At 63.8% G+C, this 15920-nt stretch carries 20 protein-coding genes; 6 read left to right on the top strand and 14 right to left on the bottom strand.

Annotated elements, in window-relative coordinates; translation table 11 throughout:
• The first annotated feature begins 201 nt into the window (after window positions 1-201).
• Window positions 202-666, top strand: coding sequence for an NUDIX domain-containing protein (locus WDX12_RS20990; protein WP_434721855.1), 465 nt, complete (start codon window positions 202-204; stop codon window positions 664-666).
• 99 nt (window positions 667-765) lie between these two features.
• Here WDX12_RS20990 and recO read toward each other — a convergent pair whose 3' ends face one another.
• Complete coding sequence (recO, locus tag WDX12_RS20985; protein ID WP_320294972.1) at window positions 766-1524, bottom strand: DNA repair protein RecO; 759 nt, start codon at window positions 1522-1524, stop codon at window positions 766-768.
• Window positions 1525-1647: 123 nt separating this feature from the next.
• Window positions 1648-2112: a MarR family winged helix-turn-helix transcriptional regulator gene (locus WDX12_RS20980; protein ID WP_434721854.1), complete on the bottom strand. Its 465-nt coding sequence runs from the start codon at window positions 2110-2112 to the stop codon at window positions 1648-1650.
• A gap of 276 nt (window positions 2113-2388) precedes the next feature.
• On the opposite strand from WDX12_RS20980, the gene WDX12_RS20975 reads away from it, so the two are divergent.
• Together WDX12_RS20975 and WDX12_RS20970 are read left to right on the top strand one after the other, a co-directional pair.
• Window positions 2389-3225, top strand: a complete 837-nt coding sequence (locus WDX12_RS20975; protein ID WP_320294970.1) for a p-hydroxycinnamoyl CoA hydratase/lyase — start codon at window positions 2389-2391, stop codon at window positions 3223-3225.
• A gap of 23 nt (window positions 3226-3248) precedes the next feature.
• Window positions 3249-4769: an AMP-binding protein gene (locus tag WDX12_RS20970; RefSeq protein WP_434721853.1), complete on the top strand. Its 1521-nt coding sequence runs from the start codon at window positions 3249-3251 to the stop codon at window positions 4767-4769.
• 21 nt (window positions 4770-4790) lie between these two features.
• On the opposite strand, the gene WDX12_RS20965 is transcribed toward WDX12_RS20970, so the two are convergent.
• The 6 genes from WDX12_RS20965 to WDX12_RS20940 form a co-directional block, all read right to left on the bottom strand.
• Entirely contained in the window at window positions 4791-5003 is a 213-nt protein-coding gene (locus WDX12_RS20965; protein WP_434721852.1) for a hypothetical protein, read from the bottom strand.
• Between the two features lie 42 nt (window positions 5004-5045).
• Window positions 5046-5978, bottom strand: coding sequence for a GTPase Era (era, locus tag WDX12_RS20960; protein ID WP_434721851.1), 933 nt, complete (start codon window positions 5976-5978; stop codon window positions 5046-5048).
• On the bottom strand, window positions 5963-6697 hold the full coding sequence (gene rnc, locus WDX12_RS20955) for a ribonuclease III (RefSeq protein WP_430699242.1): 735 nt from the start codon (window positions 6695-6697) through the stop codon (window positions 5963-5965). Before rnc ends, era begins: the two co-directional genes overlap by 16 nt.
• Window positions 6684-7433 (bottom strand): signal peptidase I, encoded by a 750-nt coding sequence (gene lepB / locus WDX12_RS20950; protein WP_320294966.1) that lies wholly within the window; start codon window positions 7431-7433, stop codon window positions 6684-6686. Before lepB ends, rnc begins: the two co-directional genes overlap by 14 nt.
• 79 nt (window positions 7434-7512) lie before the next feature.
• The gene (gene acpS, locus WDX12_RS20945; RefSeq protein ID WP_434721850.1) at window positions 7513-7926 is read right to left on the bottom strand and encodes a holo-ACP synthase; all 414 of its coding nucleotides are present in this window, start codon (window positions 7924-7926) and stop codon (window positions 7513-7515) included.
• A complete protein-coding gene (locus WDX12_RS20940) occupies window positions 7923-8510 on the bottom strand; it encodes a DUF2062 domain-containing protein (RefSeq protein ID WP_320294965.1) in 588 nt (195 codons plus the stop codon). The genes acpS and WDX12_RS20940 overlap by 4 nt, the downstream gene beginning before the upstream one ends.
• 213 nt (window positions 8511-8723) lie before the next feature.
• Between WDX12_RS20940 and WDX12_RS20935 the strand changes: the two genes are divergently transcribed.
• On the top strand, window positions 8724-9239 hold the full coding sequence (locus WDX12_RS20935; RefSeq protein WP_434721849.1) for a GNAT family N-acetyltransferase: 516 nt from the start codon (window positions 8724-8726) through the stop codon (window positions 9237-9239).
• Here WDX12_RS20935 and WDX12_RS20930 read toward each other — a convergent pair.
• The 4 genes from WDX12_RS20930 to rpoZ all read right to left on the bottom strand — a co-directional run bounded on the left by WDX12_RS20930 (window position 9232) and on the right by rpoZ (window position 13122).
• Window positions 9232-9615 carry a VOC family protein gene (locus WDX12_RS20930; RefSeq protein ID WP_434721848.1) on the bottom strand — a complete coding sequence of 128 codons (384 nt, stop codon included), beginning with the start codon at window positions 9613-9615 and terminating at the stop codon, window positions 9232-9234. The genes WDX12_RS20935 and WDX12_RS20930 overlap by 8 nt on opposite strands.
• A gap of 75 nt (window positions 9616-9690) precedes the next feature.
• Complete coding sequence (gene pyrE / locus WDX12_RS20925) at window positions 9691-10269, bottom strand: orotate phosphoribosyltransferase (RefSeq protein ID WP_320294962.1); 579 nt, start codon at window positions 10267-10269, stop codon at window positions 9691-9693.
• 95 nt (window positions 10270-10364) lie between these two features.
• Window positions 10365-12596, bottom strand: coding sequence for a RelA/SpoT family protein (locus WDX12_RS20920; RefSeq protein WP_320294961.1), 2232 nt, complete (start codon window positions 12594-12596; stop codon window positions 10365-10367).
• 124 nt (window positions 12597-12720) lie between these two features.
• Window positions 12721-13122, bottom strand: coding sequence for a DNA-directed RNA polymerase subunit omega (gene rpoZ / locus WDX12_RS20915; protein ID WP_320294960.1), 402 nt, complete (start codon window positions 13120-13122; stop codon window positions 12721-12723).
• Between the two features lie 305 nt (window positions 13123-13427).
• On the opposite strand from rpoZ, the gene WDX12_RS20910 reads away from it, so the two are divergent.
• Entirely contained in the window at window positions 13428-14009 is a 582-nt protein-coding gene (locus WDX12_RS20910; RefSeq protein WP_042637844.1) for an NYN domain-containing protein, read from the top strand.
• Between the two features lie 12 nt (window positions 14010-14021).
• The gene (locus WDX12_RS20905) at window positions 14022-14678 is read left to right on the top strand and encodes a uracil-DNA glycosylase (protein ID WP_434721847.1); all 657 of its coding nucleotides are present in this window, start codon (window positions 14022-14024) and stop codon (window positions 14676-14678) included.
• Here WDX12_RS20905 and WDX12_RS20900 read toward each other — a convergent pair.
• Window positions 14647-15390, bottom strand: coding sequence for a glycoside hydrolase family 25 protein (locus WDX12_RS20900; RefSeq protein WP_434721846.1), 744 nt, complete (start codon window positions 15388-15390; stop codon window positions 14647-14649). The genes WDX12_RS20905 and WDX12_RS20900 overlap by 32 nt on opposite strands.
• Window positions 15391-15436: 46 nt before the next feature.
• Window positions 15437-15916, bottom strand: coding sequence for an SsrA-binding protein SmpB (gene smpB / locus WDX12_RS20895; RefSeq protein ID WP_127877696.1), 480 nt, complete (start codon window positions 15914-15916; stop codon window positions 15437-15439).
• Window positions 15917-15920 lie beyond the last annotated feature (4 nt).

Here is a 15920-nt window from a genome sequence, read left to right as displayed (position 1 = left end):
CGGCTGGTGCAGCTCAGCGTCTTGCCGACTAACTAGATCGGGCCGACTAACAAGATCGAGCATGTTTCGGCGCCGATTGCCAGCAACTTGCCGGCTTATCCCATGCCGAGGCTGCCGGCATTGCAGGCGAGATGGCGTAACCTCTGCCGCGAAATACTCGTGCTATTCTCGCGCGAGCGAAGAAATGCCGCGAGGTGACCGATGCCGCAGAAAAGCGCGGGCCTGCTGATCCACAGGCGCATTGCCGGTGTGTTCGAATTCCTGCTCGTCCATCCAGGCGGGCCGTTCTGGGCAAGAAAGGATGAAGGCGCGTGGTCGATCCCGAAGGGGCTGATCGGCGACCAGGAGGATGAGCTCGAAGCCGCCAAACGGGAAGCCGAAGAGGAGCTCGGCGTCGCCGTCGACGGCGATTTCCGGCCGCTCGGCAGCTACAAGCAGCCAGGCGGCAAGATCGTCATCGCGTGGAGTGTCGAAGCGGACATCGATGCGGATGCCATCAGGAGCAACATGTTCACCATGGAATGGCCGCCGAAATCGGGACGCATGAAGGAATTCCCCGAGGTGGATCGAGCCGGCTGGTTTTCATTGCCCGAGGCCGGCCTCAAGATACTCAAGGGCCAGCGCGCCATGCTCGACGATTTCCTGGAGCGGCGCGGCGCGGATTAAAGCGCGTCGCGCCGAAACGGAACAGGCGACGCGCTGATGCATGTCTTTCTCCCAAACCGCTTCGCACTTTTGGGCGACATGCATCAGGCGCTTGCCTTGCTATCCTGCTTCGCCCGCAATGGCCTTCACCGCCGCATGATGCCTCCGCAGCGCGGCGAGGAAGCCGGCGCGGGCGTCGGGCGGTTCGAGTCCGCGCGGCTCGTAGACATGGCGGGTGAAGAAGAAGCCGCTCAGCCGGAACGCGTCCTCGAGCGATGCCGCGTCGGCGCGCAGGCCTGAGCCGCGCTGCAGGAAGGCCGGCAGCGCCAGCATCTTGTCGTGCCAGGCGGCACCCGCTTCGCGCGATACGGCGCGTCCGGATTTCGGCGAGACATAGGCGAGATCCTGCCTGGTGCCGGTCGCCGCGCATTGGCTGAGGTCGAGGCCGAAGCCCAGTTCATCGAGGATGAGCAGCTCGAAGCGGGCGACCAGCTCGCCTGCCGCATCGGCATCGCCCAGATGGGAGATCATCACGGCAAGCGCCTCATAGAGACCGCCATGGGCGTCGCGCTCCGGCAGGAGCCTGAGATGCGCGGCCATGGTCTGCAGGCCGTAGACGGCGACCGCACTGTCCATCAGCCGAGCCGCGTTCATCTCGATCGCCTCGGCCTGGAAGATGCCCAGATGCTCGTCGAGCCGCGCCCGCCACAGGAGGTCGACGCGGTTGCCGGGCTGCAGCACCGGCTGCTGCCTGCGCGAGCGCCCTCCCCGTACCAAGCCGAGATGGCGGCCATGCGCGCGCGTCATCACCTCGAGGATGGCGCTGGTTTCGCCATGCTTGCGGGTGCCGAGAACAATTCCCTCGTCGCGCCATTCCATGGAAGGGAGCTATTCACCCGTTGCGCGATGAAATCAAGATAAGGCCAAGGGCCGGCCGATCTGCCGCCCGCAAATGATTGCGGCGCCCGAAATCAAGGGCGCCACAACTATTGCATAACAATCTCAGCCTCCCTTGCCGATCCAGACGCGGCGCAGCAGGCGCAGCAGCGTGGCGCGCTCACTCCTTGTCAGGTCGAGAAGAACTCTCTCCTCATGTCTCAGCGCCTGCTGGCGCCATTTCGGCATGGCATTGCGCGCTTCGGCCGTCAGGAACAGGATCTGCACCCGCTTGTCCTCCGCATGGCCGCGGCGCTCGATCAGCCCGCGGTTAGCCAGTTCCGCAATCAACGGCGCCATGTTGGCGCTTTTGATGCCGAGCAAGCGGCCAAGATCGGCGGAACTGATGCCGGGATTCTCATCCACCGTCGCCAGCATCGCGAAGGTCGTCGGACGCAGCGGCACTTCGGCGAACTCAACCTCGAAATCGTTGAGCATGACGACCGAGGCACGGCGCAGATTATAACCAACCAATGTGTCGAGGGCGCGTCTCTCGGCTGTGGATTTTTCCCGACTCTCAATCTTTTCCATGCGTTACCGTTTCGCCGCGAGGGTGCTCCCCGTCAAGAAAAAAGACTATGACAGATAGCAATAACATGCTATGTGCCATAGCAATAATGCTATCTGACATAGCGAATTGGCGCAAGGCAGGGAGGAGCCCGCAGTGCAGCATTCAGCGATTTCCCCCGGCCTTTCCTGCAAATCGAAAGCGGGCGTCGCTCGCCCGCTTACGCGCGCCGAATTGGCAACGAACGCGTTCCCGCAGTCAAAGCGGATGAACGGACAGACTGTACGGGAAAAAGCCAAATGACTTCTGCCATCGAGACTGTCGCCTTCGACGTGGAAAGCGGTATCGCCTGGGTACGTTTCAACCGGCCGGAAAAGCGCAATTGCATGAGCCCGGCTCTCAACCGCCGCATGATGGAGGTTTTGGACGAGTTGGAGTTCCGCGACGATGTTGGCGTTCTAGTGCTTTCGGGCGAAGGAAGCGCATGGTCGGCTGGAATGGACCTCAAGGAATATTTCCGCGAGACCGAAGCCAAGGGGTTTGGCGCGGTGCGCCGCGCTCAGGCCGAGGCCTATGGCTGGTGGCGTCGCCTGCGCTGGTACCAGAAGCCAACCATTGCAATGGTCAATGGCTGGTGCTTTGGCGGCGGCTATGGTCCGCTCTTTGCCTGCGATCTCGCCTTCGCCGCTGACGAAGCCCAGTTCGCTCTTTCCGAGATCAATTGGGGTATCCTGCCCGGCGGCGGGGCGACCAAGGTGGTCGTCGAGTTGCTGTCGATGCGCGACGCGATGTATCACGCACTGACCGGCGAATTGATCGGCGGCAAGAAGGCGGCCGAATGGAAGCTTGTCAATGAGAGCCTGCCTGCGGCAGATCTGAAGGCGCGCGTGAGTGCGGTGGCAAAAATGCTGCTGAACAAGAATCCGGTTGCGCTCAAGGCGACGAAGGACGCCATCCGCCGCGTTGCCGAGATGACCTATGACAATGCCGAGGACTATCTTGTGCGGGCTCAGGAAGCGGCGAACTTCCACGACAATAACGGCCGCAAGGAAGGCATTCGGCAGTTCATCGACGAGAAGAGCTACAAGCCGGGGCTCGGCGCCTATGACAGGAGCCAGACACCCAAGCAGGACTGACCGGCACTGGGGAGGAGATGCCGATGCCGCACTGGACGACTCCGGATCCCGTGGCGCTTTACGCTCGGTCGCAACCCGACCGCCTTGCATGCGTCGATCTGGCGACGGACCGCCGCTGGACCTATGCGGCGCTGGATGCGGCGATCCAGAGCGCCATCACGGTCCTGGCCGACGGATACGGCCTCACGGCGGGACAGCGGATCGCAGCGATCGCGCGCAACAGCGCGGACCTTTTGATCCTGCAACAGGCAGCCATGCGGATCGGCGCGATCTTCGTGCCGGTCAACTGGCGGCTCTCATCGGCAGAGCAGCTGGCCGTCCTCGACGATTGCGAGCCGGCCCTGCTCGTCCGCAACGAAGCAGCGCCATGGCAGCCGCCGCGGCAAGGTCGCGCCACCGTCGAGGTCGGCGCCTTTGCTGCCGACATCGTTGCGGCACCGCCAGCGCCTCGCCGTGCCCTGCCCTCGGTCGATGCGACGTCGATCATCCTTTACACATCCGGCACGTCGGGACGCTCCAAAGGGGTCATCCTCACCGAGCGGAACGCGCTCGCAACGGCGATCAACTTCGGCGTGCTCGGGCGGGTAGGCAATCGCAGCGTCTTTCTGTGCGATACTCCGATGTTTCACGTGATCGGGCTGATCACCAGCTTGCGGCCGCCCTTGCTGCAAGGGGCGACGGTGCTGATTTCCCCCGGCTTCGATGCCGGTGTGACGAACAGGCGCCTCGCCGACCCCGAACTCGGGGTGACGCACTATTTCTGCGTGCCGCAAATGGCGAAAATGCTGAGGGAGCAAGCGGATTTCGCCCCCTCCCGCTGGACGTCGCTCACCGCGCTATTCACCGGCGGCGCGCCAAATCCGGCCGCCAACATCCGCTGGTGGCTCGATCAGGGCATCCTGATGGTCGACGGCTACGGCATGACGGAAGCAGGTACGGTTCTCGGCATGCCGATCGACCCGCAGGTGATCGCCGCGAAAGCAGGATCGGCAGGACTGGCGGCCCCCATGCTTTCGATGCGCCTTGTTGGCGCTGACGAACGCGATGTGGCACCGGGCGAGCCGGGCGAACTCTGGATCGCGGGTCCAAACGTCACCCCGGGCTATTGGAACCGCGCCAACGAGACGGCGAACGCCTTCAGCGCCGATAGCTGGTTTCGCACCGGCGATATCGGCCGCATGGACGAGGACGGTTTCGTCACCCTCATCGACCGCCGCAAGGACATGTTCATCTCAGGTGGCGAAAATGTCTACCCGGCCGAAGCAGAGGCAGCCTTGCTCGATCATCCCGACATTGCCGAGGTTGCGGTGATCGGCGTAGCCGACGCGCAGTGGGGTGAGGTCGGCCGCGCCTATGTGGTGATGAAGCCGGGCCGTCCCCTCGATGCGATGGCGCTTGCCAGCCACTGCGCCGCGCGCATCGCCCGTTACAAGGTGCCCAAGACCTTCTGTCCGTTGGACGCCCTGCCACGCACGGCCTCGGGCAAGATCCAGAAGCATGTGCTGCGGGCGCGGGAAGAAGCAGGGTCAGACGCTTTCATCTGACGCACGCCGTGCATGCTGTCCTCAAGCCCGGCGCCCGTGATCCGCCAGCACCTCGTCGATCACTTGGCGCTGCCTTTCCACCTCGGCCTGGTTGGTGTCGCCAAGATGAAATGTGCGGTTGTCCCAGCCGCCGAAAGCGACCGGGCTGACCGGCAGATGCCTCCATTCAGGGAACTGCGTATCGACCAGCCGGCGCACGAGATCGCCATCTATGGTCGGTTGCGGGTCATCCATGTCGTTATCCCAAAGCCGCTTCGCGCTTTTGGGCGACAGGCATCAATGCGGGAACTCCAGCCCCATCTCGCGGTAGCGCTCCGGGTCGTCGCCCCAGTTCTCGCGCACCTTCACGAAGAGGAAGAGGTGCACCTTCTGTTCGAGGATCTCGGCGATCTCTCCCCGCGCGGCCTGGCCGATGGCGCGGATCGTCTCGCCCTTGTGGCCGAGCACGATCTTCTTCTGGCTGTCGCGCTCGACATAGATGACCTGCTCGATGCGCACCGAGCCGTCCTTCTTCTCTTCCCATTTCTCGGTTTCGATATGCGAGGAATAGGGAAGCTCCTGATGCAGTCTCAAATAGAGCTTCTCGCGCGTGATCTCGGCTGCGAGCTGGCGCATCGGCAGGTCGGAAATCTGGTCTTCCGGATAATACCAGGGACCGGGTGGAAGCGTCTCGGCGAGATAGTCGAGCAGGTCCTTGCAGCCGGAACCGGTGAGCGCGGAGACCATGAAGGTGCGCTTGAACGGCACGCGTTCGTTCGCGGTCGCGGCCAGCGCAAGAAGCGTTTCCGGCTTGACGCGATCGACCTTGTTGAGGACCAGAAGCATCGGCTGCCGGACGTCCTTCAGCCGGTCGAGTATGGCATCGGCGTCGCCCTTGATGCCGCGCTCGGCATCGATCAGAAGCACGACGACATCGGCATCCTTGGCGCCGCCCCAGGCGGTCGTCACCATCGCGGTGTCCAGCCGCCGTTTCGGCTTGAAGATGCCGGGCGTGTCGACGAAGACGATCTGCGCGTTGTCATGCGTGGCGATGCCGCGCACGATGGCGCGGGTGGTCTGCACTTTGTGGGTGACGATCGACACCTTGGCGCCGACCAGTTGGTTGACCAGCGTCGACTTGCCGGCATTGGGCGCGCCGATCAGCGCGACGAAGCCGGAACGCGTCGCGGGAGCTTCAGGGGTTTCCGTTTCTGTCATGCCGCGCTCCATACGCCCTCGCGCAGCAAAAGGGTAGCCGCCGCGGCCTGCTCGGCCTCGCGCTTGGAGCGGCCGCTGCCGGTCGCGGGAGCGAAAGCGCCGACCTTGACGCTGACCGTGAACAGCGGGTCGTGGTCCGGCCCCTCGCGGCCGTCGATGCGATAGGCCGGTACGGCGCCGGCGGCCGCCTGGTGCGCCCATTCCTGCAATTCGGTCTTGGCGTCGCGGCGGGCAGCGCCGATCGCCTGCGAGCGCGGCTGCCAGTAGCGGTGGATGAACGCACGGGCAGCCTCAAGGCCACCATCCAGGTAAAGCACGGCAATCAGCGATTCCAGCGCATCGGCGCGCAGATTGGTGCGCTTGCGCCCCTCGAGGTTGCGCACGTCTGAACCCGCGCGGACGAGTTCCGGCAGGCCGATCTGTTCGGAGATTTCCGAGAGCGCCTCGGCGTTGACCAACGCGTTGAGACGCAGCGACAGTTCGCCCTCGGCGGCATCGGGAAAGGCCGCGAGCAGCATGTCGGCCACGACAAGGCCAAGAACGCGGTCGCCCAGGAATTCGAAACGCTCATAGTCGACGCCGGCATGGGTCGAACGGGCGCTGGCATGGGTCAGCGCCCGCTGCAGGCGCTGGCGGTCGGCGAAGACATGGCCGGTCCGCTCGACAAGCGCTTCGGCGAGGGCATCGGCGGTCAAACGCTTGCTGGCCGCCATCGCTCTAGTGGACGAAATGGAACAAGCGCCCGGCGCGCATCAGCGACGGCCACTTCCAGATCTCGAGCGGGCTCGCCTTGCCGGCGATCGAGAAGAAGATGAGGTTGGCGCGACCGACAAGGTTCTCGGCCGGCACATAGCCGACGGCGAAGCGGCTGTCGGACGAATTGTCGCGATTGTCGCCCATCATGAAATAGTGCCCAGCCGGCACGACGAATTCGCGCGTGTTGTCGCCGATCGAATCGGAATTGATGTCGAGCGTGTCGTAGCTGACGCCGTTCGGCAGCGTTTCACGATAGACGTCGATCGGCCGGTTTTCCTCGGTGACATCGGGATTGTCGATCTGACCGGTCTTCACGCGCGGCACGCCGACGTCGTTGATGAAAAGCTGGCCGTTCTTCACCTGGATCTTGTCGCCGGGCAGGCCGACGACGCGCTTGATGTAGTCGACCGAGGGATCCGGCGGGAACTTGAACACCACCACGTCGCCGCGCGTGGGCTCCGAGCCCCAGATACGGCCGGAGAAGAGATCGGGACCGAATGGCAGCGAGTAGCGCGAATAGCCATAAGCCCATTTGGTGACGAAGAGATAGTCGCCTTCGAGCAGCGTCGGCCGCATCGAGCCGGACGGGATGGAGAAGGGCTGGAAGAGCAGCGTGCGAATGACGAGCGCGAGCAGCAGAGCCTGGATGATGACGGAGAAGGTTTCACCAAGCCCGCCGGATTTCTTCTGCGATTTTTCAGCCACGCTCATGTCGTCCTCGATTGTGCGATGTTTGTATAGAGTCTCGGCGGGCGCTGAGCAACGTCATGCCGCTCGTGGTCAGATGGAATCAATGTGGCGCTTGTTCGGCGGGCACCGCCTCGATGATCACAAAGGCTTGAGCAAGCGGAAAATCGTCGGTGATGGTGAGATGGATGAGCGCGCGGTGGCCTTTCGGCAGGATTTTCTCCAGCCTGGCCGCGGCGCCGCCGGTCAGCGCCATTGTCGGCGCGCCGCTCGGCAGGTTGACCACGCCCATGTCGCGCCAGAACACGCCCTCGGCCATGCCGGTGCCCAACGCCTTGGCGCAGGCCTCCTTGGCGGCGAAGCGCTTGGCATAGGAGGCGGCGCGGGCGGCGCGTCTTTCCGACTTGGCCCGTTCGACCTCGGTATAGATGCGCTGGACGAAGCGCTGGCCGTGCCGCTCAAGCGATTTCTCGATGCGTCTGATGTCGATCAGGTCGCTGCCGATGCCGATGATCATTCCGCCGGCACTTCCCGTCCGCCCTGCCGCGCCTTCTTCTCCGCGCGCTCGGCCATGCGCTTCCTGCGCTGCTCGCGGAACACGGTCATGCCCCAGCGCGTGATGGCGTAGAACACCAGCCCGAAGACGAGGCCGAGCGGCACCGCGCCGATCAGCATCGGCTCCAGAACCGGGTGCCAGAGCTTCGCGAAGGAAAGCTTGTGCATCATTTCGCCCAGATGCTCGGGCGGGCCGTGCTTCGGCAGGTGCTCATGCAGGATCAGTTTGCCGGTTTCCCAGGACGCCCCCCACAAAAGCGGGAAGGTCAGCGGATTGCCGAAGAACACGGCGCCAAGTGCGGCCGCGACCAGGTTGCCGGCGATGATCCAGCACAGCACGGCGGCGACGATGAAGTGGAAGCCAAGCGGGAAGAAGGAGGCAAAAACGCCCGCGGCGACGCCGGCGGCGACGGAATGCGGCGTCGCCTTCAGCCGCAGGATGCGCTTGGAGAAATACTGCACGGAACGCGAGAACGAGCGGCGCGGCCATAGATAAGTACGCACCCGCTCCAGGAGGCCATCAGGCTCTCGGCGTCGAAAAAGCACTCTCTTCCAGTTCCCGGTCCAACACGCGCTGCCCCTGCCCACCGGGACGCGCCAACATATCTTGCGCTTCGATGGCGCAGAAAGGCAACAAAACTCTGATATAGCGACGACAAGGCCGCGCAACAACGAAACGCCGCCGCGATGGTCTGCCGCAGGCTGTAACAACCACGTCATTCTGGCGAAACTGAGGAAAACAACCAGGATGCGGAGCCGATGATCACCATTCGACCGGCGCAGGCCGAGGACGCCGAGGTACTGCCGCAGATCGAGCAGTCGGCCGGGGAAGCGTTCCGCGCCATTCCCGAACTGGCGTGGCTCGCCGACGGCGACAATGTCAGCGTCGAGCGGCACTGCGCACTGATCGCCGCGGGCGCATGCTGGGTCGCCGCCGACGGGAAGGACCGGCCGGTCGGCTTCCTGAGCGCCGGGATCGAGGACGATGTGCTGCACATCTGGGAATTGGACGTGAGCCTCGACCGGCAGGGCCAAGGCATCGGCCGCACGCTGCTTGAAAGGGCGGTCGCGGACGCCAGGTGGCGCGGACTGGCGGCGGTGACGCTGACCACGTTTCGCGCCGTTCCCTGGAACGCGCCCTTCTATCGCAAGCTCGGGTTTCGCGCCCTGGAAGGCGTCGAGATCGACGGACGGTTGGCCGGCCTGCTCGGCGACGAGGCCGAGCACGGCATGCCCTGGGACCAGCGCTGCGCCATGCGGCTCGACCTCAGGTAAGCCGATACTCGCTGACCTCGACCAGATTGTCGTCGGGATCGCGGAAATAGACCGACATCATCGGGCCGCGCGCGCCGATGCGCTCGACCGGACCGACTTCGATCGCCACGCCATGGGCCTCGAGACTGGCCTGGACCTCGGCAAGCGGCACCGCCGCCACGAGGCAGAAATCGCCGGAACCCGGCGTCGGCGTCCTTGCCTTTGGCTCGAATGTGCGTCCGACTTCGTGCAGGTTGATTTTCTGCGGACCGAACAGAAGCGCGGTCGGCCGGTTCGGTTCATCGAGCCGCCGCATGCCGAGCACCCGCCCGTAGAAGGCGCAGGTCGCTTCCACCGAGCGGACCGTCAGCACGAAATGGTCGATGCCTGCTATCATCGCGATCTCGACATACGCCGCTGGCAGCGAGATTCAAACGGCGCGCTCAAGCGCTTGTTTTTGCACGTCACGACGTCAGATGTTGCGGCTTCCAGGCTTAACGGCCGGAATGGCGGCGAGTTCCGGCGGCAAGCGGTCTGCGGGATAGGCCGGCACTTCATATTCGGCAAGCGCGATCAGCGGCACGCCGACATCGGTCTTGCCGGCCGAGCGGTCGATGATGCAAGCGGCCGCCACCACCTCGGCGCCAAGCTCGCGCAGGCAGTCGATGGTCTCGCGGATCGACAGGCCGGTGGTGACGATGTCCTCGACGATGACGACGCGCGAGCCTTCAGCGATCTCGAAGCGGCGGAGCCTGAATTCGCCGCCCTCCCGCTCGACCCAGATGGCCGGCGCGCCGAGATGACGCGAAGTTTCATAGGCCGGGATCAGGCCGCCGATCGCCGGGCCGACGACGTAGTCGATGCGTCCCGGCACCGCCTTGCGGATCTTTTGCGCGAGCGCCTTGCACAGGCGCTCGGTCTTGTCGGCATGCATGAAGACCCGCGCCTTCTGCAGGAAGACCGGACTGCGCAAGCCGGACGTCAGGATGAAATGACCTTCGAGCACGGCGCCGGCCTCACGGAAAATGCCCAGCACTTCGTCGGTATTCATTGTTTGCTCCATGCCCATGGCGGGTGGTGAATGGTGAATGGTGAATGGTAGTGAGAGCATCTTCCATTCACTATTCACTATTCACTATTCACTATTCACCCATTCACACGCCGCGCATCGCTGACGCTCGAATTGTCCTTCAGCTGCGACAGCAGCCGGTTGAGATGCTTCAGGTCCCAGACCTCGAGGTCGATCAGCATCTCGGTGAAATCGGGCGCCGTGCGTATCATCGACAGCGTGTGGATGTTGGCGTCGTTGGACGCGACGACCTGAGCGATGTCGGCCAACGAACCCGGCGCGTTGATGGCGGTGACCGAGATGCGCGCCGGGAAACGTTCCTTGGTGCGTTCGTCGATATCCCAGCGCACGTCGATCCAGCGCTCGGGCTGATCGTCGAAGGCCTGCAGCGCCGGCGACTGGATCGGATAGATGGTGATGCCGGTTCCCGGCTGGATGATGCCGACGATGCGGTCGCCGGGCACCGCACCTTCCGGCGCGAAACGCACCGGCAGGTCGCCACGCACGCCGCGGATCGGCACAGCGCCATCTCGCGGCTGGTCCTTGTCCTTGCGCGCGGCCCGAGTGCCGGGCATCTGGAACAGCATGCCGGCGGCGTTGCGGATCTTCGACCAGCCCTCCTCGCGCTGCTTGGGCGGCGCGACTGTGACACGCTCGTCCTTATAGTCCGGGAAGACCGCTTTCATGACATCGGTGGAGCTCAGCTCGCCGCGACCGACCGAGGCCAACACGTCCTCGATATCCTTGCGCGCCAGCCGGTGCAGCACCGGCTTCAGGCTCTCCTTGGTGAAAGTCTTGCCGGCGCGCTCGAAGGCGCGCTCCAGGATGCGGGCGCCGAGGCCGGAATATTGCTTGCGGATCGCATTCTTGGTGGCGCGGCGGATGGCGGCCCGCGCCTTGCCGGTGACCACGACCGATTCCCAGGCGGCGGGCGGCACCTGAGCCTTGGAGCGGATGATCTCGACCTCGTCGCCATTCTTCAGTTCCGTCATCAGCGGCATGATGCGGCCATTGACCTTGGCGCCCACACAGGTGTCGCCGACATCGGTGTGGACGGCATAGGCGAAGTCGATCGGCGTGGCGCCGCGCGGAAGCGCGATCAGCATGCCCTTGGGCGTGAAGCAGAACACCTGGTCCTGGAACAGCTCCAGCTTGGTGTTCTCGAGGAAATCCTCCGGATTGTCGCCTTCGGCCAGTTGCTCGATGGTGCGCCGCAGCCAGGCATAGGCGTTGGTTTCCCTGGAGATCGCATGTGCGGCGCCATTCATCTTGCCGCCGCTGTCCTTGTAGATCGAATGCGCGGCGACGCCATATTCGGCGATCTTGTTCATCTCCCTGGTGCGGATCTGCAATTCGACGCGCTGGCGCGACGGGCCGACGATGGTGGTGTGAATCGAACGGTAGTCGTTCTGCTTCGGCGTCGAGATGTAATCCTTGAAGCGGCCGGGCACCATCGACCAGGTGGTGTGGATGGCGCCAAGCGCGCGGTAGCAGTCGTCGACCGAATCGACGACGACGCGGAAGCCGAAGATGTCGGAGAGCTGCTCGAAGGAGAGCGCCTTGGCCTCCATCTTGCGGAATACCGACCACGGCTTCTTCTGCCGGCTCTTCACGCTCGCCTTGATAGCGTGTTTGTCGAACAGGCCCGACAGCGCCGTCTCGATCTCCTGCAGGACGCCCTTGTTGCGCTCGAAAATCTCGGCGAGCCTCGCGGTGACGGCGCGATAAGCCTCCGGATTGATGTAGCGGAAGGCGATTTCCTCCAGTTCCTCGCGCATGCCTTGCATGCCCATGCGCCCGGCCAGAGGCGCATAGATGTCCATCGTCTCCTCGGCGATGCGCAGGCGCTTGGCCTCCGGCATATGGTCGAGGGTGCGCATGTTGTGCAGGCGGTCGGCGAGCTTGACGAGCAGGACGCGGACGTCCTCGGAGATTGCGAGCAGCAGCTTGCGCAGGTTCTCCGCCTGCTCGGCCTTCTTCGAGACCAGATCGAGCTTCTTCAGCTTGGTGAGCCCCTCGACCAGCTTGCCCATCTCGGGGCCGAAGAGCTCGTCGATCTCGGCCCTGGTCGCGGTCGTGTCCTCGATCGTGTCATGCAACAACGCGACGGCAATGGTCGCCTCGTCCATATGCATGTCGGTGAGGATGGCGGCGACTTCGAGCGGATGCGAGAAATAGGGATCGCCCGAGGCGCGCTTCTGGTGGCCATGCTTCTGCATGGCATAGACGTAAGCCTTGTTGAGCAGCGCTTCGTTGACGTCAGGCTTGTAGCGCTGGACGCGCTCGACAAGCTCATACTGACGCATCATGGGCGGGATCTCGCGGTGCTGAAATGATTGATGCGCCGCACTGGTGTGCGACGCATCTCATAGATAGCCACGAAACCTAAGATACGGAAGTCCTGGATGGTTGATCCAACCGGGACAAAAGCTCTTAGTAGTCGTCGCTCTTTTCCGGCGGCACCAGACCTTCGATGCCGGCGAGCAGGTCTTCCTCGCTCATGCGGTCGAAAGTGATGTTTTCCTCGGCGTCGTCGGTGTCGGCTGCAACAGCGGTCGCGCCGGTCTGGTCGGCGATCGCCTCGCCCTCGGCTTCCGGCTCGTCGACCTCGACATGCTTCTGCAGCGAGTGGATCAGGTCTTCCTTGAGGTCGTCGGGAGAAAGCGTCTCGTCGGCGATCTCGCGCAGCGCGATGACCGGGTTCTTGTCATTGTCGCGCGGAACGGTGATCTGCGCGCCCTGGCTGATCTGGCGGGCGCGATGGCCGGCGAGCAGCACGAGTTCAAAACGGTTGTCGACCTTGTCGATGCAATCTTCAACGGTTACGCGGGCCATGGACTGCCCCTTTCATGCGATGGATTTGATGGAAAGCTGGCGCGCTCCATAACGCGGGCGCGGCCGAAATACAAGCTTTATGGCGGCGGCGTCAGCTTTGCGGGCCTTTGCCCGGCTCATCATCTCGCCACGCCATGATGCGGCTCACATAGTCGCGATCACAATTGCTTGCAATGCAGCGGCCTGCCCTTGGATATCCACAAATTGCGCGTTATCTCGGATGTGACGGCACCGAGGCCCATTTTGTCGGACCTATTCGTCAAACACTTTTAGACGACAGAAATTTTCGAAAGGGATGTTTTTCAATGTTCGATCCCCGTGAAAAGATCGCTCTTTTCATCGACGGCGCCAATCTGTACGCCACTTCCCGCGCGCTGGGCTTCGACATCGACTACCGCAAGCTCCTGTCGAGCTTCCAGAAGCGCGGCTACCTGCTGCGCGCCTACTATTACACCGCGCTGGTCGAGGATCAGGAATATTCATCGATCCGGCCGCTGATCGACTGGCTCGACTATAACGGCTTCAAGGTGGTGACGAAGCCCGCCAAGGAATTCACCGACTCGACCGGCCGCCGCAAGATCAAGGGCAATATGGACATCGAGCTCACCGTCGATGCGCTGGAGCTCGCCGATGTCGTCGACCACTATGTGATCTTTTCCGGCGACGGCGACTTCCGCACGCTGGTCGAAGCGCTGCAGCGACGCGGCCGCAAGGTGTCGATCATCTCGACCATGGCCTCGCAGCCGCCGATGATCTCCGACGACCTGCGCCGCCAGGCCGATCATTTCATCGACCTGATGACGCTGAAGAGCGAAGTCGGCCGCGACCCATCCGAGCGGCCCGCGCGCCGGCCGGAGCCCGCCGAAGTCGACGAGGACGATTATTGACAGGCGGCGGCCTTGAGCGCCGCGCCCTCCCCCGAACCCAGCCATGACTGCCCGCTCTGCCCGCGGCTGCATGATTTCATCGCCGCCTGGCGCGAGCGCGAGCCCGGCTGGTTCAACGCGCCGGTGCCGACCTTCCTGCCGCCGGAGGGTGAAGATTCGGTCCGCCTGTTGATCGTCGGGCTGGCGCCCGGCCTGCGCGGGGCCAACCGCACGGGACGCCCCTTCACCGGCGACTATGCCGGCGACCTGCTCTACGGCACGATGATCGCGCATGGCCTGGCGCGCGGCGAGTTCAAGGCAAGGCCGGATGACGGGCTCGAGCTTGTCGGCACCGCCATCACCAATGCGGTGCGCTGCGTGCCGCCGGAGAACAAGCCGGTGGGCGCCGAGATCGCCACCTGCCGGACTTTTCTAAAACCGACGATCGCGCGCTTCCCCAATCTCAGCGCCATACTGACGCTGGGCTCGATCGCGCACCAGTCGACGGTGCGGGCACTCGGCGAGCGCGTCGCGGCCATTCCATTCCGCCATGGCGGCCGGCAGCAGGCCGGTGGTATCGCGCTGTTTTCGAGCTATCACTGCTCGCGATACAACACCAACACCGGCGTGCTGACGGAAGAAATGTTCGTCAATGTGTTCAAGGAGATCGCGGCGTTCCTGAAGAACTAGAGTCAGGCGCAGCGCCAAACAGTTCGCTCAGCCTCGCCGGTCCCCCCTTCAACACGTTCAGGTCTACATCGCCGTCGATGCCGTCGACGCGGCCGGTATCGAGATATTGCCAATAGACCCAATCCTCCTCTTTCGGCGGCATTGCCAGCGAGCGCAGCCAGCGTTCGCGAACCGCTATATGAGCGGAATAGGCCGGCGCCGCCTCGTCGGTGATGTAGATGATGGCCGGCTTGCCAAAGGCCGCCTCGACCGGGGCCAGGAATGCAACGAGTTCCGCGTTCAGCTCAGCGGGTGACGGGCGTCGCGGGCAATTGCCATGGAACTCGATATCGACGACCGGCGGCAAAAGCTGCTCGCCGCTCGGCACGGCCGAGATGAAGTTCTTCGCCTGGTCGGCGCCCGGGCGGCAGAAGGTGAAGAAGTGATAGGCGCCGACCGCGAGCCCGGCGGCGCGCGCCTCACGCAGATTGGTCGCAAAGGTATCATCGACATGGTCGCCGCCTTCGGTCGCCTTGATGATGGCGAAGGTCACATCGTCGGCTGCAACGCGCTGCCAGTCGATCTTGCCCTGATGGTGCGAAACGTCGACGCCTCTTATGGGGAACTTGGCACGATCCGGTGGAAAGGCGCGGGGCCGCAAAAAGCTCTCTATCCCGACCGCAAGCGCCAGAAAGACGAAAGCCAGAGCCAGGACAATCAGCCGGTTCCTCAAGCCTTGGCCCCCTGCTCGCCTTGCCTGGATGTATCACCGATAGTCTTTAACCGCGCTCCTTCAGCAGCCGGCCCTTCTCGCGCGACCAGTCGCGCTGCTTTTCGGTTTCGCGCTTGTCGTGCAGCTTCTTGCCGCGGGCAACGGCGAGCAGCAGCTTGGCGCGGCCGCGGTCGTTGAAATAGATCTTCAGCGGCACCAGCGTCATGCCTTCGCGCTCGACGCTTTGCGAGAGCTTGGCCATCTCGCGCTTGGAGACCAGCAATTTGCGGCGCCGGCGCGGCTCGTGGTTGAAGCGGTTGGCCTGCAGATATTCCGGCAGGTAGGAATTGATCAGCCAGATCTCGCCGCCTTCAGCCGAGGCGTAGCTCTCCTGGATGTTGGCCTGGCCCTGGCGCAGCGACTTGACCTCGGTGCCGGTCAGCACCAAGCCGGTCTCGATCGTGTCGAGCACCTCGTAGGAAAAGCGCGCCTTGCGGTTCTCGGCGACCGTCCTGTTGTTGGGGTCGGCTTTCTTGACTTGATTCATAATG

It is taken from the genome of Mesorhizobium sp. RIZ17 (assembly GCF_051127865.1).
Taxonomy (GTDB): domain Bacteria; phylum Pseudomonadota; class Alphaproteobacteria; order Rhizobiales; family Rhizobiaceae; genus Mesorhizobium; species Mesorhizobium humile.
This window is presented reverse-complemented; position numbering and strand designations above follow the sequence as displayed.